23 protein-coding genes are annotated in these 23,183 nt (G+C 75.4%); 6 read left to right on the top strand and 17 right to left on the bottom strand.

Annotated elements, in window-relative coordinates; all coding sequences use genetic code 11:
- Positions 1 to 43: 43 nt before the first annotated feature.
- The 12 genes from GSF02_RS02525 to GSF02_RS02580 form a co-directional block, all read right to left on the bottom strand.
- Entirely contained in the window at positions 44 to 1,150 is a 1,107-nt protein-coding gene (locus GSF02_RS02525) for a glutathione S-transferase family protein (protein ID WP_159792394.1), read from the bottom strand.
- Complete coding sequence (locus GSF02_RS02530) at positions 1,147 to 2,151, bottom strand: GvpL/GvpF family gas vesicle protein (RefSeq protein ID WP_159792396.1); 1,005 nt, start codon at positions 2,149 to 2,151, stop codon at positions 1,147 to 1,149. The genes GSF02_RS02525 and GSF02_RS02530 overlap by 4 nt, the downstream gene beginning before the upstream one ends.
- Entirely contained in the window at positions 2,148 to 2,471 is a 324-nt protein-coding gene (locus GSF02_RS02535; RefSeq protein WP_159792398.1) for a gas vesicle protein K, read from the bottom strand. The genes GSF02_RS02530 and GSF02_RS02535 overlap by 4 nt, the downstream gene beginning before the upstream one ends.
- Positions 2,468 to 3,442 (bottom strand): gas vesicle protein, encoded by a 975-nt coding sequence (locus GSF02_RS18475; RefSeq protein ID WP_201308741.1) that lies wholly within the window; start codon positions 3,440 to 3,442, stop codon positions 2,468 to 2,470. Before GSF02_RS18475 ends, GSF02_RS02535 begins: the two co-directional genes overlap by 4 nt.
- Positions 3,435 to 3,977: a gas vesicle protein gene (locus GSF02_RS19055; protein WP_328798988.1), complete on the bottom strand. Its 543-nt coding sequence runs from the start codon at positions 3,975 to 3,977 to the stop codon at positions 3,435 to 3,437. Before GSF02_RS19055 ends, GSF02_RS18475 begins: the two co-directional genes overlap by 8 nt.
- 83 nt (positions 3,978 to 4,060) lie before the next feature.
- Entirely contained in the window at positions 4,061 to 4,717 is a 657-nt protein-coding gene (gene gvpO / locus GSF02_RS18480; RefSeq protein WP_201308742.1) for a gas vesicle protein GvpO, read from the bottom strand.
- Positions 4,714 to 4,965 carry a gas vesicle protein GvpG gene (locus GSF02_RS02555; RefSeq protein WP_159792400.1) on the bottom strand — a complete coding sequence of 84 codons (252 nt, stop codon included), beginning with the start codon at positions 4,963 to 4,965 and terminating at the stop codon, positions 4,714 to 4,716. Before GSF02_RS02555 ends, gvpO begins: the two co-directional genes overlap by 4 nt.
- Position 4,966: 1 nt before the next feature.
- Positions 4,967 to 5,734 (bottom strand): GvpL/GvpF family gas vesicle protein, encoded by a 768-nt coding sequence (locus GSF02_RS02560; protein WP_159792402.1) that lies wholly within the window; start codon positions 5,732 to 5,734, stop codon positions 4,967 to 4,969.
- Positions 5,731 to 6,147: a gas vesicle protein GvpJ gene (gene gvpJ / locus GSF02_RS02565; protein ID WP_159792404.1), complete on the bottom strand. Its 417-nt coding sequence runs from the start codon at positions 6,145 to 6,147 to the stop codon at positions 5,731 to 5,733. Before gvpJ ends, GSF02_RS02560 begins: the two co-directional genes overlap by 4 nt.
- 30 nt (positions 6,148 to 6,177) lie before the next feature.
- Positions 6,178 to 7,476, bottom strand: coding sequence for an SRPBCC family protein (locus GSF02_RS02570; protein ID WP_159792406.1), 1,299 nt, complete (start codon positions 7,474 to 7,476; stop codon positions 6,178 to 6,180).
- Positions 7,477 to 7,503: 27 nt separating this feature from the next.
- Positions 7,504 to 8,433 (bottom strand): hypothetical protein, encoded by a 930-nt coding sequence (locus GSF02_RS02575; RefSeq protein WP_159792408.1) that lies wholly within the window; start codon positions 8,431 to 8,433, stop codon positions 7,504 to 7,506.
- A gap of 153 nt (positions 8,434 to 8,586) precedes the next feature.
- Positions 8,587 to 9,219 (bottom strand): HhH-GPD-type base excision DNA repair protein, encoded by a 633-nt coding sequence (locus tag GSF02_RS02580; RefSeq protein WP_159792410.1) that lies wholly within the window; start codon positions 9,217 to 9,219, stop codon positions 8,587 to 8,589.
- Positions 9,220 to 9,307: 88 nt separating this feature from the next.
- Here GSF02_RS02580 and GSF02_RS02585 point away from each other — a divergent pair, with 88 nt between their 5' ends.
- The 3 genes from GSF02_RS02585 to GSF02_RS02595 all read left to right on the top strand — a co-directional run bounded on the left by GSF02_RS02585 (position 9,308) and on the right by GSF02_RS02595 (position 11,391).
- Positions 9,308 to 9,871 carry an AMIN-like domain-containing (lipo)protein gene (locus GSF02_RS02585; protein WP_159792412.1) on the top strand — a complete coding sequence of 188 codons (564 nt, stop codon included), beginning with the start codon at positions 9,308 to 9,310 and terminating at the stop codon, positions 9,869 to 9,871.
- Positions 9,872 to 9,980: 109 nt separating this feature from the next.
- Complete coding sequence (locus tag GSF02_RS02590; protein WP_159792414.1) at positions 9,981 to 10,874, top strand: GNAT family N-acetyltransferase; 894 nt, start codon at positions 9,981 to 9,983, stop codon at positions 10,872 to 10,874.
- Between the two features lie 58 nt (positions 10,875 to 10,932).
- Positions 10,933 to 11,391 (top strand): hypothetical protein, encoded by a 459-nt coding sequence (locus GSF02_RS02595; protein ID WP_201308743.1) that lies wholly within the window; start codon positions 10,933 to 10,935, stop codon positions 11,389 to 11,391.
- 91 nt (positions 11,392 to 11,482) lie between these two features.
- Here GSF02_RS02595 and GSF02_RS02600 read toward each other — a convergent pair whose 3' ends face one another.
- The 4 genes from GSF02_RS02600 to GSF02_RS02615 all read right to left on the bottom strand — a co-directional run bounded on the left by GSF02_RS02600 (position 11,483) and on the right by GSF02_RS02615 (position 15,615).
- Positions 11,483 to 12,406 (bottom strand): putative F420-0 ABC transporter ATP-binding protein, encoded by a 924-nt coding sequence (locus GSF02_RS02600; protein WP_235915313.1) that lies wholly within the window; start codon positions 12,404 to 12,406, stop codon positions 11,483 to 11,485.
- Positions 12,399 to 13,499, bottom strand: a complete 1,101-nt coding sequence (locus tag GSF02_RS02605) for a putative F420-0 ABC transporter permease subunit (RefSeq protein ID WP_159792416.1) — start codon at positions 13,497 to 13,499, stop codon at positions 12,399 to 12,401. The genes GSF02_RS02600 and GSF02_RS02605 overlap by 8 nt, the downstream gene beginning before the upstream one ends.
- Positions 13,496 to 14,551, bottom strand: a complete 1,056-nt coding sequence (locus tag GSF02_RS02610) for a putative F420-0 ABC transporter substrate-binding protein (protein ID WP_408003851.1) — start codon at positions 14,549 to 14,551, stop codon at positions 13,496 to 13,498. Before GSF02_RS02610 ends, GSF02_RS02605 begins: the two co-directional genes overlap by 4 nt.
- Before the next feature lie 218 nt (positions 14,552 to 14,769).
- Positions 14,770 to 15,615, bottom strand: coding sequence for a class I SAM-dependent methyltransferase (locus tag GSF02_RS02615; protein WP_159792420.1), 846 nt, complete (start codon positions 15,613 to 15,615; stop codon positions 14,770 to 14,772).
- A gap of 117 nt (positions 15,616 to 15,732) precedes the next feature.
- Between GSF02_RS02615 and GSF02_RS02620 the strand changes: the two genes are divergently transcribed.
- Positions 15,733 to 16,551: an SDR family NAD(P)-dependent oxidoreductase gene (locus GSF02_RS02620; RefSeq protein WP_159792422.1), complete on the top strand. Its 819-nt coding sequence runs from the start codon at positions 15,733 to 15,735 to the stop codon at positions 16,549 to 16,551.
- A gap of 101 nt (positions 16,552 to 16,652) precedes the next feature.
- On the opposite strand, the gene GSF02_RS02625 is transcribed toward GSF02_RS02620, so the two are convergent.
- A complete protein-coding gene (locus tag GSF02_RS02625; RefSeq protein ID WP_159792424.1) occupies positions 16,653 to 17,579 on the bottom strand; it encodes a hypothetical protein in 927 nt (308 codons plus the stop codon).
- A 483-nt stretch (positions 17,580 to 18,062) separates the two neighbouring features.
- On the opposite strand from GSF02_RS02625, the gene ileS reads away from it, so the two are divergent.
- Both ileS and GSF02_RS02635 read left to right on the top strand, forming a co-directional pair.
- On the top strand, positions 18,063 to 21,518 hold the full coding sequence (ileS, locus tag GSF02_RS02630) for an isoleucine--tRNA ligase (protein ID WP_159792426.1): 3,456 nt from the start codon (positions 18,063 to 18,065) through the stop codon (positions 21,516 to 21,518).
- Positions 21,515 to 22,924 (top strand): bifunctional folylpolyglutamate synthase/dihydrofolate synthase, encoded by a 1,410-nt coding sequence (locus tag GSF02_RS02635; RefSeq protein ID WP_159792428.1) that lies wholly within the window; start codon positions 21,515 to 21,517, stop codon positions 22,922 to 22,924. Before ileS ends, GSF02_RS02635 begins: the two co-directional genes overlap by 4 nt.
- Positions 22,925 to 23,183: the final 259 nt, after the last annotated feature.

Here is a 23,183-nt window from a genome sequence, read left to right on the forward strand (position 1 = left end):
GTCCGGGCGGGTGCCGGCGTGCGACCGACGTCGGCGGCTCGGCTCAGGCCGGGTACAGCGGGTTGTGCCCCGCGGCCACCTGCTCGCCCTCGCGCACCGGCCCGGGCGCGGTGCCGCCGTCGCCCCACGTCTTGTCACCCAGGCGCTCGCGGCCGTGCGGCTCGAGCCAGCCGTCCAGCGCGGGGCCGGCCGGGACGATCTGCGTGGGGTTGATGTCCTTGTGGACCACGTAGTAGTGCTGCTTGATCTGCACGAAGTCGACCGTGTCGCCGAAGCCCGGCGTCTGGAACAGGTCGCGGGCGTAGGCCCACAGGTTCGGCATCTCGACCAGCTTGTTGCGGTTGCACTTGAAGTGCCCGTGGTAGACGGCGTCGAACCGCACCAGCGTGGTGAACAGCCGCACGTCCGCCTCGGTGAGGTGGTCGCCCATGAGGTAGCGCCGGTCGGTCAGGCGCTCCTCGAGCCAGTCGAGCGCCACGAACAGCCGCTCGTACGCGGCCTCGTACGCCTCCTGCGACCCGGCGAACCCGCAGCGGTACACGCCGTTGTTCACCTCGGTGTAGACGCGCTGCATCACCGCGTCCATCTCGGCCCGCTCGTCCGGGTCGGCGGGCAGCAGGCGCGGCGCACCCGCCCGGTGGTGCTCGGCCCACTCGGTGGACAGGTCGAGCGTGATCTGCGCGAAGTCGTTGGTGACGACGGCGCCGTCGCGGGTGTCGACGATCGCCGGCACGGTGATGCCCCGCGGGTACCCGGGCTGGCGGGCGAAGAACGCCTCCTGCAGCCGCTCGATCCCGAGCACCGGGTCCTTGCCGCCGGGGTCGAGGTCGAAGGTCCAGCTGCGCTCGTCGTGCGTCGGCCCGGGCAGGCCCAGGCTGATCGCGTCCTCGAGCCCGAGCAGGCGCCGCACGATGATGCTGCGGTTCGCCCAGGGGCAGGCGCGCGCCGCGACGAGGCGGTAGCGGCCGGCCTCGACGGGGTAGGTGTCCGACGCCGCGTCGTGCCCGCCGTCGGGCGCGCCGCCGCCGCGGGTGATCCGGGTGGTGATGTACCGCTGGTCGCGCACGTACTCCTGGCCCTTGACCGTGTACCTGCCGCCCTGCGCGTGCTCGGGGCGCTCGGACGTGGGGGAGGGCGCGACGTCGTTCATGTTTCAACTCTAGGGGACGGGTCGGACTTGCCCGACGGTTCGGTCAGATCGTTCGACGGCCCTTCGCTGCCCGGTGCCTCGCTGCCCGGGGCCTCGCTGCCCGGCGCCTCGATCCCCGGTGCCTCGCTGCCCGGCGCCTCGATCCCCGGCACGTCCGCGAACGAGTACGGCGGCCACGGGCCGAGGTACCGGATGCGCGCGGCGGGCTGCTCGTCCCGGACCGCGGCGAGCTCGCGCCCCACGCTCGGCATCGCCTCGCGGGCCACGAGCAGCGAGACGGTGAGCACCGGGACGTGGCCCTCCTCGGGCCGGGCCCGGCGGTTCTCCGTGAGCTCCTCCGCCACCTGCGCGAGCCGGCGCCGCAGGGCGGGGTAGAGCTCGTCGGCCAGGGCGTCGGCGGCGTCCCGCTCGAGCCGGTCCAGGCGCCGGCGCAGCAGCCGCTGGACGCCCGGCGGCCGGGACTCCAGCTCGGCCCGGACGGCGCGGGTGGCCTCGTCGCGCTGCCCGACGGCGTGCTGGTCGAGCGCGACGTCGACCCGCAGCTCGACCCGGCCGCGCAGCGCCTCGAGCCGGTCGCGCAGGTCCGCCGCGTGCGCCCCGAGCCATCGCTCGAGGCGGCGGCGCGCCGTCGCGACGCCGGCGTCCAGGGCGCCCTCGCCGTCCGCCGGGCCGTCGCCGTCGCGGTCCGCCGGGCTGTCGCCGTCCTCCTCGGCCGCGACGATGACGTTGAAGCTCATCGGCAGCACCGGCACGCCCGCCTGCCACAGCCGGTCGACGACGTCGCTGTGCTCCACGATCCAGCGCCGCACGTCGTCGTCGGCGCCCTGGTAGGGCCCGTCGGCGTGCCGGTGCACGACGGCGGCGACCCCGGCCGCGGGCACGACGTCGAGCGCGGCGCCGTCGATCCCGGTGCCCAGGTCCGCTGGCGCCCCCGCGACGACGGCGTAGACGTACAGCCCGGTGCCCACGCCCGGGATCTCCGGGGATGCCGCGGCGCTCACGGCCCCTCCCGCCGGGACTGCTCGGCCCACCGTGCCGGGTTGACCAGCTTGTCCACCAGCTCGTCGACCACGTCGTCGAGGCCGCGGTGCAGGTCGGCCACCGAGGCGGTGAGGCCGTGGTCGGCCTTGATCTGCTCCAGCGCGTCGTCGAGGTCGAGCAGGGCCTGGCCGAGCCGCTCCTGCTCCTCCTCGGTGAGGTCGCCGCCCTCGATGCGTCGCAGCGCCTGGTGCTCCAGCGCCTCCTGGATCACCTCGACCAGCGTCACGACGAGCGTCAGCACCCCGTTCTTCAGGCTGCCCTCGTCGACGCGCAGCGTCATCGCGGCCCTCCCGTGGGCTCCAGCGCCCGCAGCCCCGCGAGCTCGGCCACCGCGCGCGCCCAGCGGCTCGCGTCCGCCACGGCGAGCCGCACCGTGGTCGCGGTGCCGTCGCCCGTGCGGCCGTGCACGACGAGCACCCGCGCGCCCGTCGGCGTGCGGCCGCGCTCGACGTCGACCGCCGCGATGCGGTCGGGCCGCAGGCGCACGGCCGGGCGGGAGTCGAGCGGGCCCTGCCACACGAGCCCGGCGGTCTCGTCGAGCGTCGCCGTGCCACCGCGCCACGTGCTGCGGCCGGCGAGCCGCTCGCAGTACCACGCGTGGTCCCGCAGCAGCGGCGGGGCGGGCTCGTCGCGCGCCGGGCCGCCGGCCGCCGGCCGGGCGCCGTGCTGCACGAGCAGGTCGCGCAGGCGCTCCGGCGCCGCCGCGGAGAGCAGCGTGGTCCCGGCCGACGTCTCGACGACCACCCGCGTGCGGTCCTCGCCGCCGATGGTGGGCTCCGCGCGCAGCGCGATGCCGACGACGTCGGCCAGGTCCGCCTGCCAGAGCAGCTCGCGGGGGTCCGCGCGCCACACCAGCAGCCGGCGGGTGGTGAGGTAGATCGTCCCGGGCCGCCACAGCGGCACCGGCTCCTCCTGCCGGTGGCCGCCCGCCATGCGCGCCACGACGTCCTCGTCGTCCGCCAGCGGCAGGTGCCGGGCCACCGACCGGCGCACCCACGCCCGGGTCTGGGCGTCCCAGCGGCGCATCATCCCGTGCTCGAGCAGGGTCTCGATCCCCGCCACCGTGGCGCGCAGGTTGACGCCGATCAGCGGGATGTCGGCGACCGTGACGATGAGGTCGAGGTCGAGGTAGACCCCCTTGTCGAGCAGCACGTCGACCAGGTCGGGCAGCGTGGCGCGCAGGTCGCGTGTCGGCTCCAGGGCGTCGGGCGCCCCCCGGCCCGGCCGGTCGTCGCTCAGCAGCTCAGTCATCGCGGCCCACCTCCTGCGCCCCGACGGCCTCGGGGTCGTCGACGTCGTCGTCGCGTGCGTCCGGCGGCGCGGCGCCGTCCTCGCCGGGGTCCCGTCCGGAGTCCTCGTCGGGGTCCTCGTCGGGGTCCTCGGCCTCGATCACCCGGTCCGCGCCCGGCCCGGTTCGCTCGCCGCGCAGCGCCTGGGCGCTGCGCCAGCCGCACCACGGGCAGTACTCCTCGAGCAGCTGCCGGGTGGGGGAGGCCTTGCCGCAGCTGGGGCAGGTCTCCTTGGCCTCGGTGGCGGCGCGCCAGGCGACGGTGTCGGTGTCCGTGCCGGACGGGAACTCCAGCCCGTAGCGCGCGGCGGTGTCGAACGACGCCAGCGCCGCCCGGATGCGGATGCCCAGCAGCTCGACCCCGGCGACCGAGACCATGATGTCGGCGTTGAGCACGAGGCCCTTGTCGAGCAGGGTTTCGATGACGTGCGCGAGCGTGCCCTCGCGCTCGCGCTGCGGCTCCATGGCCCGGCCCGGGCCGCCACCCACCACGGTCATCGGTCGCCTTCCCTCCGTCGGAGCGCGCCCGTCCCGGCGCGCTCCCGTCCGTCCCGGCGCGGCTGCCGCGCCGGGACGCTCGCTCAGCCCTCCACCCGGCCGCGCACGAACCGCCGGCCGCGCCGGTAGGCGAGCAGGTCGCCGTCGGCGTCCAGCCGCACCTCGTACTCGGCCAGCACGTCCGAGCTGCTCGGCACGTGCGGGTCCTCGACCACGTCCAGCGTGACCAGCCACGTGTCCTCGGAGCGCTCGACGGCGACGACGCCCTCGACCTCGTGGCGGATCAGCGCGGCGAGTTCGTCCCGCGCGCGCCGCGCCGCCTCGCCGGCGCCGAGGCGGGGACGCCGGCGGCCGCGGCGCGCCTCGTCACCCTGGCCGTCGCCGTCACCGTCGTGGACGTCGACGTCGTCGCCGGCTCCGTCGCGGACGTCGGCCTGCTCGTCGCGCCGGCGGGTCGGCCGCCGCGGCGCCTGCTGGCGCCGGTCGCCCGCGGGGCGCTCGCGGCGCTCACCGCGCTCCGCCCGCTCGGCGCGCTCGTCCCGGTCGTCCCGCTCGGCGGACCCGTCGTGCACGGCCGAGTCGTCCGACGTCGGCCGCCGGCGCCGCTCCGCCCCCTCGGCCCTCTCGCGCCGGCCAGGCCGGGGACGCGCGCGCCGCTCCGGGCGGTCGGCGTCCTCTGCGCGCCGCCGCGGGCGCCGCTCCGGCGCCCGCTCGGTGTCCCTCGTGCTGGTCTCGCTCACGGCTGCCCCTCCCGGTCACGACGGCCCGCCTCGACGAGCCGCGCCACGAGCTGTTCCTCCAGCGCGTCCGCCTCGGCGTCGTCGAGCACCCCCTGGGCACGGGCCCGCTCGACGTCCTCGAGCTGCCTGCGGATGCTGCCGGGGTCGTAGTAGACCCGCTCGGCCTCGCGGCGGACCTGCTCGGCCACCCAGACCGTGCCGCGCACCGGGGCGAGGGGCAGCGAGAAGAGGGCGCCGAGCAGGCCCATGTCAGGCCCCTTCGACGAAGTCGTAGGGCGCCTGCGGGCCCACCAGCCGGACCGCCACGAGGCCGGCCGTCCGGGCGGCGTACCGCTCGAGCGCGCCCTCGAACGTCGCGGTGTCGCGGCGGCGCACCAGCGCCGCGACCTCGGCGACGTCGTCCACCTGCGACGTGGGCCGCTGGCGCAGCTCCACCGCGTACGGCGCGGCAGCGCGCTCGAGCGCCGCGGCCTGCTCGGCGCGCTTGCGCTCGAAGCCCGCCACGACCAGCTCGCCCAGCCGGATGCGGGCCCGGTACGTCTCCTCCTCGAGGTGCTGGCGCGTCTGCTCGCGCAGGTGGCGGATCTCCGGCTCCTCCGCCACGAGCTGCGCGATGACGGCGTCCTGCACGAACCGGGCCCGGACGGTCATCTGGACCACGTCGGCGAGGTCGCGCAGGCGGTCCGCGTGGTCGCGCTGCTGCGGCGCGGGGAACGCTGCGCCCATCGCGTCGACGTCGTCGACGGTGGTGCCGAAGCGGACCGGCAGCACCGGGCCGGCGGCGGCGACGGCGTCGAGCACGGCGACGTGGTCGCGCACCTCAACAGGAAGGCCGACCACGGCCCGCCCGTCGAGGTCCGACACCAGCGCGGCGACCTCCCCGAGCGGCAGCACCTGCACCGGGGCCCCGTGCACGCCCGTCAGGCCGCGGGGGAGCGCGGTGCCCGGCGGGGCGATCCCGTAGAAGTAGAGCCCCGCCACCTGCGTCCCCACGTCTGTCGACACCGCGGCGCTCACGAGCGCCCCTGCCGAGCGGGCCGGCGCCGACGCGGTTCCTCCTGCCGCTGCCCGCTGTCGTCGTCATCGTCGTCGTCGCCGGTGAAGGCCTCCTTGACCGAGTCGATCACGCCGCGGGACTTGCCGCGGGCGCCGCCGCGCATCATGCCCTCGGTGAGCTCGGTGAGGTCCTTGCCGCCGGTCTGGGTGAGGTCGAGGCGGTTGGTGGCCTCCGCGAACCGGAGGTAGGTGTCCACGCTGGCGATGACGATGCGGGCGTCGATGGTGATCAGCTCGATGCCGACCACGGAGACCCGCACGAAGATGTCGATGACGAGACCCTTGTCGAGGATGATGTTGATGACGTCGGCCAGCGAGGCGGACGACGGACGATCGAGATACCCGCCGCTGCGGGTGGTGGTGACCGCACTCATGGTGCCTCCTTCGTCTGCTGTCTCCGGGCGCTACCGACGGCTCCGACGGCGGGCCGGGGCGGGCTCCTGCGAGGCGGCCTCGTCGTCGGCCTCCTCCTCGTCCTCGTCGGCAGGCTCCTCCTCGTCCTCGGCGTACTCGTCCTCGGCGTAGTCCTCGTCGCCTTCCTCGCCCTCGTCGGCTTCCTCGCCCTCGTCGCCGTAGTCCTCCTCGTCGTACTCGTCGGCCGGCTCTTCCTCGTCGTACTCGCCCTCGTCGTACGCCCCGTCGTCGCCCTCGTGGGACTCCGGCTCGTACTCCTCGTCGTAGCCGGCGTCGTAGTCCTCGGCGCCTTCGCCCTCGGCGCCCTCCGCGGCCTCGCCCTCGTCGCCCTCGTCGCCCTCGTCCTGCTCCTCGCGGTCGGCGAGGGCGTCCTCGTGGCTGCGCACGATCTCGCCGTCGTGGATCTCCGCGTGGAAGCCCTCGAAGTCGTCGGGGTGCAGCACGGCGTCCTTCATGACGTACCGGACGAAGAACTTGAGCTCGAGCCGCACCCGTCGGTTGGCCGCCCGCCAGATGTTGGCGGTCTTCTCCATGAACCCCTGCGGGTGGTACTCGAGGACGATCACGATGCGGGTGAGGTCCTCGGCCAGCTCGTGGAAGGTCACCGCGCCGCTGATGTGCCCCTTGGGGCCCGAGGAGTCCCAGACGATGCGCCGGTCGGGCACCTGCTCCTTGATCGTGGTCTCCCACTCGCGGTGCGACCAGAAGACCTGCCCCTTGAACTTCGCCTTGCCCTCGTCCGGGTCGAGCTCGGCCTTCTCGAGCTTCTTCATGAAGTCGGGCCACTGGTCGTAGGTGGTCCAGGCGTCGTAGACCACGTCGACCGGGGCGCCGACGTCGATGGCCTCGACGATGTTGTTGAACTTGAACTTCTTGTTGCCGCTGCCCTTGCCGCCGCCGCCCTCGCCGCGGCCGAAGATGCCCTTGACCGTCTCCTTCAGGCCCGTGCCGACGGCGGAGAGCCCGGCCTTGACGGGGGAGCCGCCCTCGGCGACCTTGCTCGCGCCCTCGGCGACCGCCGACGCCATCGGGCTGCTCTTGCCTCCGCCGTCGTCGTCACCGTCGCCGTTCTTGCCGTCGCCGTTCTTCCCGCCGCCCTTGCTGCCGCTTCCGCCGCCCTCGGCGTACTGGGTCAGGCGGTCGGTGAGGTTGCCGGCGGACTCCGACAGCCGGTTGACCGCACGGCCCCCGACGGCCTTGGCGTAGCTGCCGGCCGCCGCCTTCAGCACCGCCATCGGCAGCCCGAGGCCCGGCTTCGGCACGTCGGGCTTGAGGGTGTTGTCGCTCATCGCGCTGCTCCTTCGCCCGGGGCCCGGTCAGCTCGACCGGCTCGAGCCGGAGGACCGCCGCCGCGTCTGCTGGGGCTTCTCGGTGGTGCCGGAGGCCCGCTCCGCGGTGGCCGAGGAGCCGCTCGACGAGCGGGCTCGCGAGCCCGTGCGGGGCGCGGGCCGGCGGGCGGTGGACGACGACCGAGCCGTCCGCCGCGGCGCCGGGCGCTCCTCCGGCTCCTTCGCGGGCTCGTCGCCCTGCACCTCGGTGCCCTCGTCCTCGGGGGCCTCCTCCGGGGCTTCCTCCTCGGGGCCCTCGTCGGTGCCCTCCTCCTCGGGCGCCTCCTCCTCGGGACCCTCGTCCTCTGCGGCCTCGTCGGTCGGGCCCTCCTCCTCGGGCGCCTCCGGCTCGGCGCCCTCGTTCTCCGGGGCCTCGTCCTCGGCGGGCTCCTCCTCGCCCTGCCCGGACAGCGCGCCGGTGGCCTTGCCGGCCGCGCCCCTCGCGGCCCGCCCGGCGCTCTTGCCGGCCTTCCCGGCCGTCTCGCCGGCGGTCCCTGCCGCGTCCCCGGCAGCCCCCGCCGCGTCCCCGGCAGCTCCTGCCGCGCCACCGGCCGCCTCGCCGGCGGTGTGCTGGAGGCGGTCGGTGCGCTCCTGCAGGTTGGAGCTGAGCGAGTCGACGCCGCGGGTGGCGGCGGCGAACGCCGCGGTCTTGGCGGCGTCCACGAGCTTGCCGGTGAGCTGGTCGGTGAGGTTCTTGATCTCCGGCGACGACATCAGCGTGTCCCGGAGGCCCGACAGGCCGCCCAGCGCCCCACCGGCGGCGCCGGCGCCACCGGCCTCGCCCTTGGACTCCTCGCCGCCGGCCAGTCCACGGCCGGCCATGGCCAGGGCGAGGGCGAGCGCCGTCTTCCCGTGCTTCGTACGGCCGAGCAGATACCCGCCAATCACGAGCGCGGCGAGCTTGAGCTTGTCATCCATGGCGACTCCCAACGATTGCTGGGTTGGGTGAACGGCCAGTCCCCCCTGGCTACTGGTCGCCTGGTTCCTTGCAGGATGACACGGGCGCCGACCCCTCGCGCGCCCGAGACCCCCGGTCAGCGGGTGAGGTCTGCGGGCGGGTCCGGCGGGGCCTCAGGCCTTCGCGGCCGCCTGCTTCGTCCCCGCCTGCTTCGTCCCCGCCTGCTTCGCCGCGGCCTTCTGCGCCTTCTTGAACTCGCGCACCTTGGCCATGGCGTCCGCGCTCGTCACGTCGGCGATCGAGCGGAACGAGCCCTCGTCGCCGTAGTGCCCGGCGGCCTCGCGCCAGCCGGCCGGGGTGACGCCGCGCTGCTTGCCCAGCAGGGCCAGGAAGATCTGTGCCTTCTGCGTGCCGAACCCGGGCAGCGCCTCGAGGCGCGCGAGCACCTCGGCGCCGGTGGGCGCCTCGCCCGCGGCGCCCGGCGTCGTCCAGATGCGGGTCACGTCGCCGTCGTAGTCGTCGACGACGGCGCGCGCCACCGCCTGCACGCGGCCGGCCATCGAGCGGCCGTAGCGGTGGATCGCCGGCGGCGTGGTGGCCATCGTGACGAACGCGTCGGGGTCGGCGTCGGCGATCGCGCGCGGGTCCAGGGTGCCCATGCGGTCGCGGATCTTCCGGGGGCCGGCGAAGGCGGCCTCCATCGGATACTGCTGGTCCAGCAGCATGCCGACCAGCAGCGCGAACGGGTCGTCGGAGAGCAGCTGGTCGGACTCGGCGTCGCCGGTGAGCCACAGGGCGGAGGTCATGCGCCCATTCTGGCCGACGACGCCGCGGCAGGCCGTTGACCAGGCCCGGCGCACGGAGGATCCTGGTGGCGTACGAAGGAAGTGCACCATGCGCCGTCGACTGCTCGCCTGGTTGGCCGTCCTGTCGTTGCTGTTCGCCGGGACCGTGCTCGTGGCCCCGACGGCAGCGGCCCATCCGTACTGCGGGCAGGCGTGGACCTCGCTCGCCAAGAGCGACCCGGGCATGTCCCGCGGGCAGCTCACCGACGTGCGCGCCGGCCGCCACGCCTGCTTCGACCGGCTCGTGCTCGACGTGAGCCGCCCGCTGACCGGCTGGTCGGTGCGGTACGTGAGCCGCGTCGTCGCCGACGGGTCGGGGCACGTCGTGCCGGTCCGCGGCGGGGCCCGCATGGAGGTCGTCGCGCGGGTCGGCATCGACCCGGACGGTCCGCTCGCCGTCCGTCCCGGCACCCGGCTCGCCGGCACGGCCGGCTTCCGCACCTTCCGCGACGTCGTGTACGCCGGCAGCTTCGAGGGCGTCACGACGGTCGGGCTGGGGGTGCGGGCGCGGCTGCCCTTCCGGGCGTTCGTCGTGCCGGGACCGGGCCACGGGTCCCGGCTGGTGGTCGACGTCGGCCACCGCTGGTGCGCCCCGGGGCACACCGACTGCTGAGCCGCGCGCGGGGGAGCCGGACGCCGCGCCGCCGGCCGCCGGCGGTCCGGATCGGCGACGCGCGCCCGACGTCGTGGCCCACGCCCCCGCGGTGGTGCAGAGTGCGCGCATGAGCGTCGCGACCTGGGACTTCTTCATCGACCCTGCCCAGTTCCTGGCGGTGGCGGGCGAGCACCTCGCCGCCGACCCGGTGCTCGCCACCGTGGTGTCGACCACCGCGCAGCGGCTCGCGGCACGTGCGGCGGCCGGGGAGGGGCCGCCGGAGCACCCGCACTGGTTCGCCGTCACGCGCGACCGCGGCGACGTCGTCGGGGTGGCGATGCGGACCGCGCCCATGCCGCCCCACCCGCTGTACCTGCTGCCCATGCCCGACGACGCCGCCGTCGCGCTGGCCGACGCGCTGGTCGCCCGTGGGGAGCTGCCGGGCGGGGCCAACGGCGCGCTGCCGGCCGCCCGGCTCGTCGCCGAGCGGGTCGCGGCGCGCTCCGGCGCCGCGGTGACGGCAGCCGTCCGCACGCGGCTGTTCGAGGTGCGCACGGTGGTGCGGCCGGTCCGGACGCCGCCGGGCGGGCCGCGCCTCGCGACCACCGCCGACCTGGCGACGGTGCAGGGGTGGTTCGACGCGTTCGGGGCGGAGGCTGCCCGGCAGGCCGGCCGCGCTCCGAAGGGCCGGGCGGGGCACTTCCTGTCCGCCGACGACGTGACGCGGCGGGTCGCCGACGGGCGCGTCTGGCTGTGGGAGGACGCCGGGGAGACCGTGCACATGACCGGGGTGGCCGGGCCGGCGCTCGGCGTCGCGCGGGTCGGGCCGGTGTTCACCCCGCCGGCGCACCGCGGCCGCGGGTACGCGGGCGCGCTGGTCGCCCACGTCAGCCAGGCGCTGCTCGACGCCGGGCACCGGGTGTGCCTGTTCACCGACCAGGCCAACCCCGTGTCCAACGCGCTGTACCAGCGCCTGGGGTACGAGCGCGTGGTCGACACGACCGAGCTGCTCATCGGCTGACCGAGGCGGCCCGGCGCGCTCTCTCGCGCCGTCGGGCACGCCGTCGCACCATGGGGCCATGGGCCTGCCCGCACCGATGCAGCCGGTCGCCCGGCGCGCGAACCCGTCCATGCTCCGCGTCGCCGCGAAGGTGCCGCCGTGGGTGGTGGTGCAGCACGTCGGGCGCACGAGCGGGCACGCCTACCGGACCCCGCTCGTCGCCTTCGCGGCACGCGCCCCGATCGACCCGGGCGCGACCGCCGTGCCCGGCCGGCCCGTGGTGACCCGCAGCGACCGCGACGTGCACGTCTACATCCCCCTGCCGTGGGGCGCCGACACCGACTGGTGCCGCAACGTGCGGGCCGCCGGCCGGTTCAGCCTGACCCGCCGCGGCGAGGAGTACCTGGCCGACGGGCTCGAGCTGGTCGACGTCGACGACGCGGCGCTCGGGCCCGGCCTGACCGCGGCCCTCAAGGCGTTCGGCGTGGGCCGGCTCCTGCGCGGGGTGCTGCACCGGCCCGCGCGCGTCCCCGTCTGACGGCGGCCAGGACGGGGGTGCACGACCGGAGGACCGCGGACCGGGACGAGCCGGGCGTCCGCGACGCGCCGGGCGCCCGGGCCCGGCGTGCTCAGTCGAACGCCAGCACCGGCCGCCCCGTGCGCGGGTGGCGCAGCACCGTGGTGCGCACGCCGTAGACCGGGTCGATGACCGCGGGCACGAGGACGTCCTCGACCGGCCCCGCCGCCACGACGCGTCCGCCGGCGCCGTCGCGCCCGGGCGCCAGCAGCACGACGTGGTCGCACGTGCCCGCGGCGAGCGTGAGGTCGTGCAGCGCGGCGAGCACCGTGACCCCGTCGTCGGCCAGCGAGCGCACCAGCCGCAGCGTGGCGAGCTGCGCGGCGACGTCGAGGTGGTTGGTCGGCTCGTCGAGCAGCAGCACGCGCGGCTGCTGGGCCAGGGCACGCGCGAGGTGGACCCGCTGGCGCTCGCCGCCGGACAGCGTCGTGACCTCGCGGTCGGCCAGGTGCGCGGCGCCCGCGCGGGCGAGCGCGCCCCGGGCGACCTCGCGGTCGTCGGCGGAGTCGCCGGCCAGCCAGGAGCGGTGCGGGGTGCGGCCCAGCAGGACGGCGTCCAGCACGGTGACGGGCAGGTCCGTGCCGGCGTCCTGCTCCACGAGCGCCAGGGTGCGGGCCCGGCGCCGGCGCGGCATCGCCAGCAGGTCCGCACCGTCGTCGTCGCCACCCGCCAGCAGCACGCGACCGCCGTCGGGCCGCTGGACCCCGGCGACGATGCGCAGCAGCGTCGACTTGCCCGCCCCGTTCGGGCCGAGCAGCCCGGTCACGGCGCCCGGGGGAGCGGTGACGTCGACGCCGTCGAGCACGAGCCGGCCGTCGACGCCCCAGGCGACGCGCTCGGCGGCCAGCCCGGTGGGCGCGCCGGCGGGGCTCGCGGTGGTCGCGGGGCGGTCGCCGGCGGTCGTCGCGGGCATCGCCGTCGAGGCCGCCGTCGTCGGGGTCGCGGTCGTCGCGGGACCGGTCGTCGTGTCAGGCACGGGCCCGCCCCCGCCACAGCAGGGCCGCGAAGACCGGCGCGCCGATCGCCGCGGTGACGATGCCGACCGGCAGCTCGCGCGGCTCGAACACGGTGCGCGCCAGGGTGTCGGCCCAGACCAGGAACGTGCCGCCGGCCAGCGCGGACAGCGGCAGCAGGGCGCGGTGCCGGGCCCCCACGAGCAGCCGCACGGCGTGCGGCAGGATCAGCCCGACGAACCCGATGGACCCCGACTGCGCGACCAGCGCGCCGGTGAGCAGCGCGACGCCGACTAGCAGCACCCACCGCACGCGGGCCACGGGCACGCCGAGCGTCGCGGCGGCGGTGTCGCCGAAGGTGAACGCGTCCAGCAGCGAGCCGGTGCACGCCAGCGCGGTGCCCAGCACGAGCACCGCGCCGCCGGCCACGGCCACCGACGTCCACGTCGCCCCGGCCACCGAACCCATGAGCCAGGACAGGATCTCGCGGTACTGGTCGCCCTTGGCCGACCAGAAGATGACGAAGCTCGTCGCTGCGGCGGCCAGCTGCCCGACGGCGAGGCCGGCCAGCACGGTGCGGGCCGGGGCGATGCCCCGCCCGCGCCCGGACGCCGCGGCCAGGCCCAGCGTGGCGACCAGCGCCGCCGTCGCGCCGACGAACGCCGCGACCGGCAGCAGCACCGTCGCGCCCAGCACCAGCACCGCCGCCGCGCCGAGCGACGCGCCGGAGGACAGGCCCAGCAGGTAGGGGTCGGCCAGCGGGTTGCGCGTCAGGGACTGCATGACGACGCCGCACACCGCCAGCCCGGCGCCCACCGCCGCGGCGGTGAGCACGCGCGGCAGCCGCAGCTGCCACACCATCGCGTCGGGCAGCCGGTCGAGCGGCGCCAGGCCGAGCGCGTCGCCCAGGCCCAGGTGCGTGGCGACCGAGCGCCACACGTCGCCCGGCGCGAGGTCGGCGGGCCCCACGGCCACGGCCAGCACGACGGAGGCCAGCAGCGCGACGGCGCCGACGGCGGCCCACGGGCCGGTGCGGCGCGCGCCGCTCGTCGCCCGCGGTGCCGCCGCGGTACCGGTCGAGGCGTCGGCCGAGGTGCCGGTCGGGGCGCTCGTCACCGCAGGTCCAGCTCCTGCAGCTGCGCCGCGAGGTCGACGACGGCGTCGACGTTGCGCACGCCCGCCTCGGTGGCCGGGAACGGCACGGTGAGGTAGCGGTGCTCGCGCACCGCGGTGAGCTGCGCGGTGGCGGGGTTGGACTCGAGCCGGGCGATCTTGTCCTCGGCGCTGTTCCAGGTGGCGTCGACCAGCACGATGACGTCCGGGTCGTCGGCCACGACCTGCTCCCAGGACATCGAGGTCCAGGTGTCGTGGACGTCGGCGGCGACGTTCTCCAGCCCGACGGCGTCCATGATCATCTGCGGCGCGCCGATGCCGGCGCCGACGTAGGGCGTGTCCCCGCCGGAGGAGTACCACAGGGCGCTCAGGCCGCGGTCGTCCGGGGTGACGCCCGCGAGCGTCTCACGCTGCTGAGCCACCAGGTGGGCCGCCGCCTGGTTGGCGTCGAAGATCTCGCCGGCCTCGGTGATATCGGCGAAGACCTGGTCGAACGTCAGGGGGTCGGGCATGTACCCCTCGCCCTTGCACGCCGACGGCGAGACGTACGTGTCGACGCCGAGCTGCTCCAGCGTGCCGCGGTCGCCCGCGCCGTCGGCGGTGACGTTGGACTCCCAGCCGGCGTAGACGAGGTCCGGCTCGAGGGCGAGCGTGGCCTCGGTGCCGGGCACCTCGTCGCTGAACGGCGTCTCGACGGCCGTGCCGCGGGCGGCGTCGGCGAGGGAGTCGGGCACCGGGCCGTCGAGGTAGGCGGAGCCGACGATCCGGTCGCCCAGGCCGAGCGCGAGGAGCATCTCCGCCGTCGAGGACTTGATCGTCACCACGCGCTGCGGGGCGGCGTCGATCGTCACGGCGAAGCCGCAGTTGTCGAGCGTCACGGGGTAGGTCGTGGCCACGGGGGCGTCGGACGACGCCGCCGGGGTGGTCGCCGCGGTGGCTCCGGCGCCGGCGGCTCCGTCGACGTCGCCGCCGCACGCGGCGAGGGCGAGGACGAGGCCGGCGGAGGCGGTGGCGGCGAGGACGGCGGGCAGGGCGGGGCGACGGGTGGGGCGCAGGCGCACGCGAGTGACTCCAGGTGTGGCTGAGGGTGCCGGGTGGCTGACCGACGCGCCATCTCGCGTCCACGGACCCGCGGCCCCAACGCACGGGTCGCGCCGACGGGCCAGATGCGCGGCCCGCGGTCCGCCGGTGAGCCTAGTACGCCGTCGTCGCGACTGCCCCGCGCCGCGTCGCGGCTGCGGGCCCAGCGGCGGGTGCTGTGGCGGCGAGTGCTTCAGCGGCGGGTCGCCGTCACCAGCAGGTACTCCCACTCCATCGTGCTGCTGCCGTCGTGGCCGGTCAGGTAGCGGTCGCCGAGGGCGGCGAGCTCCTCGTCGAGGCGCTGGGCGCGCTCGGCGTCGTCGCCGACGTGCCTGTACGTGGCGATCATCGGGCCGTAGGTCGCCTTGAAGAAGTCGCGGAACTGGGCGCCGCTGGCGAACCGGTCCACCGTGAGCGTGCGCGTCTCGGCCCGCAGGTGCCGGACGCGGTCGCCGAGCAGCTCGCGCACGTGCGTCTCGTCGCCCCACAGGGGCGGCGGCTGCGCGCCGGGTGGGGACGGCGGCGCGTCGGGGCGCAGCGTCGCGAACAGCTCGCCGATGAACCCGTCGGGCGTCCACGACGCCACGCCGATCCGCCCGCCGCGCCGGGTGACGCGGACGAGCTCGTCGGCGGCCAGCTGGTGGAACGGCGCGAACATGACGCCGATGCAGGACATGACGACGTCGAACTCGCCGTCGGCGTACGGCAGCGCGTGGGCGTCGGCCTGCTCCCAGCGCAGCTGCGCGCCCTGTGCGGCGGCCCGCGCCCGGCCGGCGTCGAACAGCTCGGGCGTCAGGTCGGAGGCGACGACGTCGGCGCCGGCGAGCGCGGCGGGGATGGCGGCGTTGCCGGAGCCGGCGGCGACGTCGAGGACGCGCTGGCCGGGGCGGACCTCGCACGCCTCGACGAGCGCCGGGCCGAGGCCGGCCACGACCTCCGCGACGGCGGGGTAGTCGCCGGAGGCCCACAGGGCGTGGTGCTTGGTGCGGACGGTCGCCAGCAGCTCGGCCGGGACCGCGGGGGAGAGAGGGGTCGTCATGGTGTCCCTCCTCGGACCGTGACGGATGACGACACCTCCCAGCGTGCGCTGGTCGCGTGCGCCGATAAAGGGGGGCGGCGGGGATCGGCCGCGCAGGTCGCGGCTAGGGTGCGAGGCATGACGACCACCCCCGCCGAGCACCGCTCCGCCTCCGCAGAGCCCACCCCGTCCGCCGACGCCGCGCGCCGCGTCCTGGTCACCGGGGCCTCCTCCGGCATCGGCGCCGCCACCGCCCGGCGCCTGGCCGCCGAGGGCTGGCGCGTCGTCGTCGCCGCGCGCCGCGCGGACCGGCTCGAGGCGCTCGCGGCCGAGACCGGCGCGGAGGCGTACCCGCTCGACGTCACGGACGACGACGCCGTCGCCGCGCTCGCCGGGCACCTGCGCGCGACCGGGGGCCTGGACGCCGTCGTGAACAACGCCGGCGGAGCGCTCGGGCTGGACAAGGTCGAGGACGCCGACCTCGACGGCTGGCGGCAGATGTACGAGCTCAACGTGCTCGGCACGCTGCGCGTGACGAAGGCGCTGCTGCCGCTGCTGCGCGAGTCGGCGCAGCGCACCGGCGGCTCCGACGTCGTCGTCGTGACCTCTACGGCGGCGCACGACGCCTACGAGGGCGGCGCCGGGTACACGGCCGCCAAGCACGCCGAGCGGATGCTCGCCACGACCCTGCGCTGGGAGATCGCCGGCGAGCCGCTGCGCGTGGTGCAGATCGCGCCAGGCGCTGTGGCCACCGAGGAGTTCTCCCTGGTGCGGTTCGAGGGCGACGCCGAGCGCGCCGCCGCCGTCTACGAGGGGTACACGCCGCTGGTGGCCGACGACATCGCCGACGCCATCGCCTGGACGCTGACCCGCCCGGCGCACGTGAACGTCGACCTGCTCGTGGTGCGTCCGCGCGCGCAGGCGAACAACGTCAAGACGGTCCGCACGGGCGTCTGACCCGGCGCCCGCCCCCGCTGGGCGCCGAGACTTGAGTTGTGGTCGCCTCCGAGGCCTCGGAGGTGACCACAACTCAAGTCTCGGTGCGTCGGAGTTGGCGCTCAGGAGCGCGAGCGGACCGCGCGCCGCAGCATGGCGACGAGCGCGTCGGGGTCGCGCAGGTGCGCGCCCACGACCACGACCACGAGCCAGCCGAGGTCCCGGAGCTGCTCGCGCTTGGCGACGTCGCGCATCCACGTCTCGCGGTCGGTGCGGTGCACGTCGCCGTCGTACTCGATCGCGATCTTGAGCGCGGGCAGGGCCAGGTCCGGCATGGCCACGAAGCCGCCGCGGTCGTCGTAGATCTTGGCATTGACGAGCGGGCACGGCAGCCCCGCCCGGACCATGTGCAGCCGGACCCAGGACTCCGGTGACGAGTCGGTGCCGGGCCGGACCAGCTCGACGGCATCGCGGGCGCGGCGGATCCCGCGAGTGCCCGGTGGCGCGGCACTGACCTCCCCACGCAGGGCGACGACGGTGGTCACCGGCGACTTGCGTCGCGTCATCGCATCGCCGAGCACCACCAGCTCGTCGGCCGTCAGCGACCCCGCCAGCTGCAGCCACGTACGCTCGGGCGCGACCGCGGGCAGCCCTGCGGCGGTGACCGTCGGCAGGGGGCGTCCTCGATATCGGCGCCCGTCGGACGCGTGGGTGTGCGTCACGACGCCGCGGCGCTGCGGGGCGACGTCGCCCTCCAGCACGGTGATGTGCACCCGCTCGTCGCCGGACAGCCGCCGCGGGATCTCGACGCGCACGAGCCGCAGCGCGCTGACGTAGCTGACCACGGCCGACGGCGGACTCGCTGCGAGCACGGCGCGGCAGCGCTCGACGTGGTCGTCGGCGAGCACCGTCGGCATGCGCGCCCCGCGCGTCGGGCGCGCGAGGTCCGCCGACCGCAGGCGGCCACGGCTCAGACCGGCACGGCGAGCCTCGTGCACGGTGAAGGCTCGGCCGGCGAGAGCGCGAGGCAGCGGTGCGGGTCGCGACATGCGCCACAGCGTGCTCCGGGAGACCGCGCGCCCGCCGGCGCCGTCCACAGCCCCGTGCCGAGACTCGAGTTGTGGTTGCCTCCGAGGCCTCGGAGGCAACCACAACTCAAGTCTCGGCGTGAACCGGCGGTCGGGAGCGCGGAGGGCGGAGAGGCGGGGCAGGGCGAGGCGGAGTTGCGCCCCTGGCTACCATGGAGGCACAGGCGTCGACCCGGCCATCACCGGCGAGCCTCCGGAAGAACGGCGGCCCCGCGACCAGCGGGTCCGCTCAGTAGAACCGGACGGGTAGGCCCGTCACAGCCGTGAACGAGCGGTCGGCCCGCTCGTCGCCGCACGACGCGCGTCCCCCGCGCAGGCCGTGCGGCGGCGGAGGGCCGGCAAGCGGGGTGGTACCGCGGCACCGCACCGGGCGCGCAGCGCACGGGCGACGTCGTCCTCGCAGCCGAGAACGTGCCCGTACCACCGCTCGAGGAGCCGCCCGCCATGGCCTATCCGCTGCACGCGTCGTCCGAGAACCAGGCCGGTCAGGACCAGGCCGAGAACCGGCCCGGCGCCGCCTTCGGCATCCCCGCCTCCCCGGACCTGCCCGCGCTGGAGCGCGGCGTGCTCGCCTACTGGGCGGCCGACGACACCTTCAAGGCGTCGGTGGAGAAGAACCCCGCGGGCGAGGACGGCGGCAACGAGTTCGTCTTCTACGACGGCCCGCCGTTCGCCAACGGCCTGCCGCACTACGGCCACCTGCTGACGGGCTACGCCAAGGACGTGGTGCCGCGCTACCAGACGATGCGTGGGCGCCGCGTGGAGCGCCGCTTCGGCTGGGACACCCACGGCCTGCCGGCCGAGCTCGAGGCCATGAGCCAGCTCGGCATCAAGACCAAGGACGAGATCCTCGAGCTCGGCATCGAGAAGTTCAACGAGGCCTGCCGCCAGTCGGTGCTGAGGTACACGTCCGAGTGGCGCGACTACGTCACCCGCCAGGCGCGCTGGGTCGACTTCGACAACGACTACAAGACGCTGAACCTGTCCTACATGGAGTCCGTCATGTGGGGCTTCAAGCAGCTGTGGGACAAGGGCCTGGTCTACGAGGGCTTCCGCGTGCTGCCCTACTGCTGGAACGACCAGACGCCGCTGTCCAACCACGAGCTGCGCATGGACGACGACGTCTACCAGCAGCGCCAGGACCCGGCCGTGACCGTCGGCTTCCGCCTCACCGACGTCCCGGCGTCGGCCGAGGCCGCGGGCGTGCGCGCCGGCGACCTCGTGCTCATCTGGACGACGACGCCGTGGACGCTGCCCAGCAACCTGCTGGTCACCGTCGGCGACGACATCGAGTACGTCGTCGTCGAGTCGCGCTTCACCGGCGTCGCGGAGCGCTACCTGCTCGCCGCCGACCGCCTGGCCGCCTACGAGCGCGAGCTCAAGGACGAGGGCGTCGAGGACGTCGCGACGCAGGTCGTCGCGCGCCTGCGGGGCGCCGACCTGGTCGGCGCCGCGTACGAGCCGCCGTTCACCTACTACCGCGGCCACGACCGCGCCCACCGCGTGGTGGCCGCCGACTACGTCACGACGACGGACGGCACCGGCCTCGTGCACAACGCCGCCGCGTTCGGCGAGGAGGACAAGGTCGTCACCGACCGCGAGGGCGTCGAGCCCGTCATCCCGGTCGGCGCGGACGGCAAGTTCACCTTCCCGGTCGTCGACTACGAGGGCCTGCAGGTCTTCGACGCCAACCCGGTGATCATCGACCACCTCAAGGCCCGCACCCGCCTCGACGCCGCGCAGGGCGGCGGCGCGCCCGCGGCCGAGGTCGGCGCCCTGGGCGCCACCAGCGCCGGCACGGTGCTGCTGCGCCGCGAGTCGTACGCGCACTCCTACCCGCACTGCTGGCGCTGCCGGCAGCCGCTGATCTACATGGGCGTGTCGTCGTGGTTCGTGGCCGTCACCAAGATCAAGGAGCGGATGCTCGAGCTCAACGAGCAGATCTCCTGGACGCCGGAGCACATCCAGCACGGCCAGTTCGGCAAGTGGCTCGAGGGCGCCCGCGACTGGTCCATCACGCGCAACCGGTTCTGGGGCTCGCCGGTGCCGGTGTGGAAGTCGGACAACCCCGAGTACCCGCGCGTCGACGTCTACGGCTCGCTCGAGGAGCTGCAGCGCGACTTCGGCGTGGAGGTCACCGACCTGCACCGGCCGTACATCGACCGGCTCACCCGGCCCAACCCGGACGACCCGACCGGGAGGTCGACGATGCGCCGCGTCGAGGACGTCATGGACGTGTGGGTGGACTCCGGCTCGATGCCGTACGCCCAGGTGCACTACCCGTTCGAGAACCGCGAGTGGTTCGAGGACCACTACCCCGGCGACTTCATCGTCGAGTACATCGGCCAGACCCGCGGCTGGTTCTACACGCTGCACGTGCTGGCGACGGCGATCTTCGACCGGCCCGCGTTCCGCACGTCCGTCTCGCACGGCATCGTGCTGGGCTCCGACGGCCGCAAGATGAGCAAGTCGCTGCGCAACTACCCGGACGTCAACGAGGTGTTCGACCGCGACGGCTCCGACGCCATGCGGTGGTTCCTCATGTCCTCGCCGATCCTGCGCGGCGGCAACCTCGTGGTCACCGAGGAGGGCATCCGCGACTCGGTGCGCCAGGTGCTGCTGCCGCTGTGGAGCACGTACTACTTCTTCACCCTGTACGCGAACTCCGCGAAGGGCGGCGCCGGGTACACCGCGCAGCAGGTCACGCCCGAGCGCGTGCCGAGCCTGCCCGCCCTGGACCGCTACCTGCTGGCCCGCACGCACGACCTCGTCGTGCGCGTCACCGAGCAGCTGGACGTCTACGACATCGCCGGGGCGTGCGAGTCGGTGCGCGAGCACCTCGACGTGCTGACCAACTGGTACGTGCGAACCCAGCGCGACCGGTTCTGGGAGGAGGACGCGGACGCGTTCGACACCCTGTACACCGCCCTCGAGGTGCTGTGCCGCGTCATGGCCCCGCTCGCGCCGCTCCTGGCCGAGGAGGTCTGGCGCGGCCTGACCGGCGGCCGGTCGGTGCACCTGGCCGACTGGCCGGCCACCACGCAGGAGGTCGGCGAGCGGTTCGAGGGTGCCGACGGCATGTACGCGGTCGCGGTCCACCAGGTTCCCGAGGCCGCCCTGGTGGCCGACGACGCCCTGGTCGCCGCGATGGACGAGGTGCGCGCGGTGGTGTCGACCGCGCTGGCGCTGCGCAAGGCGAACAAGCTGCGCGTGCGCCAGCCGCTGGCCCGCCTCACCGTGGCCGTCGAGGACCCGGAGGCGCTGCGCGACTACGTGGGCCTGCTCGCGAGCGAGCTCAACGTCAAGGCCGTGGACCTCGTCCAGGCCGACGCGGGCGCGGCCGAGCGGTTCGGCATCACCGAGCGGCTGGCGGTCAACGCCCGCGCCTCCGGCCCGCGCCTGGGCCGGGGGGTGCAGGCGGTCATCAAGGCCGCCAAGGCCGGCGCGTGGCGCCAGACGGCGGACGGCGTCGTCGTCACCACCGACGACGGCGACGTGCCGCTGCTCGAGACCGAGTACGAGCTGACCACCGTGGTGGGCGACGAGGCCGGCGAGAACGTCGCCGCCAGCGTCCTGCCCGGCGGCGGGTTCGCCGTCCTCGACCTGGCCCTGACCCCGGAGCTGGAGGCCGAGGGCTACGCCCGCGACGTCGTGCGCGACGTCCAGGACGCCCGCAAGGCCGCCGGCCTCGAGGTCAGCGACCGCATCCGCCTCGAGCTCGACGTGCCGGCCGAGCACGTGGGCGACGTCGAGGCGCACCGCGAGCTGGTGATGACCGAGACGCTCGCGGTCGAGCTCGTGGTGGCCCCCGCCGACGGCGCCGAGCGCGCCGTGCGCGTCGCCAAGGCCGACGCCGCGGCCGGGTCCGGCGCCGCCACCGAGGCGGGGGAGGCCCGATGAGCGCCCGGGGCGCCAAGGGCTCGGGCCGCAAGGCGGCCCAGCAGGCCGCCGAGGAGGTCGCCGCGCAGGAGTCGCTCCGCGAGGTCTACCGGGAGATCATGTCGCGCGCCCCGGAGCACGACATCGACCCGACGCTGGACCGCGTGCGCCGCGTGCTGGAGCTGCTCGGCGACCCGCACCGCGCCTACCGCGTGGTGCACCTGACCGGCACCAACGGCAAGACCTCCACGGCCCGCATGGTCGAGAGCCTGGTGCGCGAGCACGGCCTGCGCACCGGCCTGTTCACCTCGCCGCACCTGACCAGCGTCACCGAGCGCATCCAGGTCGACGGCGAGCCGCTGAGCGCGGCGCGGTTCGTCGAGGTGTTCGAGGACGTCGCGCCGTACATCGGCGTGGTCGACCGCGAGTCGCAGGAGGCGGGCGGGCCGCGGCTGAGCTTCTTCGAGGTGCTCACCGTGATGGCGTTCGCCGCGTTCGCCGACGCCCCGGTGGACGTCGCCGTCGTCGAGGTGGGCATGGGCGGCTTCTGGGACTCCACCAACGTCGCCGACGGCGACGTCGCGGTGGTCACGCCCGTGGCCGTGGACCACGAGCGCTGGCTCGGTTCCACGGTCGAGGAGATCGCCACCGAGAAGTCCGGGATCATCAAGGCGCGTTCCACCGCCGTGGTCGCCGCCCAGACCGAGGAGGCCGACGCCGTGCTGCGCGCGCGGGCGGCCGAGGTCGGGGCGCACCTGCTGCGCGAGGGCGTCGAGCTCGAGGTGGCCGGCCGCCAGCTCGCCGTGGGCGGCCAGATGGTCGACCTGCGCACCCCGGCCGGGCTGTACACCGGCGTCTTCGTCCCGCTGCACGGCGAGCACCAGGCGCACAACGCGCTGCTGGCGCTCGCGGCCACCGAGGCGCTGCTCAGCGGGGGCGGGGCGCTCGACGGCGCCCTGGTCGAGGCGGGCTTCGCGGGCGTCACCTCGCCCGGGCGCGTGGAGCTGGTGCGCGCCTCGCCGACAGTCATCGCCGACGCCGCGCACAACCCGCACGGCGCCGAGGCCCTGGTCGCCACCCTGGACGAGGCGTTCGACTTCCGCCACCTGGTGGGCGTGGTCGCGATCATGGCCGACAAGGACGCCGAGGGGCTGCTCGCCGCCCTCGAGCCGACGCTCGCGGAGATCGTCGTCACGCGGAACTCCGCGCCGCGCTCCGCGGACCCGCAGGACCTGGCCGAGGTCGCCCGCGACGTCTTCGGCGAGGACCGGGTGCACGTGGCCGAGCGGCTCGACGAGGCGCTCCAGGTGGCGACCGACCTGGCCGAGCGGCACGACCCCGTCGGCAGCGGCATCGGCACCGGCGTCCTGGTGACCGGCTCGGTGATCACGGTGGCCGACGCGCGCATCCTGCTCGGGCGCGGCTGACCGCACCCTCGGGCGCCGCTGGCCCGCAGCGGGCGTCACCCACCGGCCCCGCGCCGGAACGCGACTGTCAGAACCCTGGTGCGCCAGAGCGCACCAGGGTTCTGACACGTCATCTACCGGGACATTTACGCAACACCGCCGTTGCGGAATTGTTGGACGAGGCGACGACCGTCACTTAGGTTAGGCAGCGCTAAGTCGCCCGCGCGTCAGCGCCGGACGACCCGTGCCCGTGCTGCGCCCCGCAGCTTCAGTCCCCACC

The sequence above is a fragment of the Puerhibacterium puerhi genome, assembly GCF_009846865.1.
Lineage (GTDB): Bacteria > Actinomycetota > Actinomycetes > Actinomycetales > Cellulomonadaceae > Puerhibacterium > Puerhibacterium puerhi.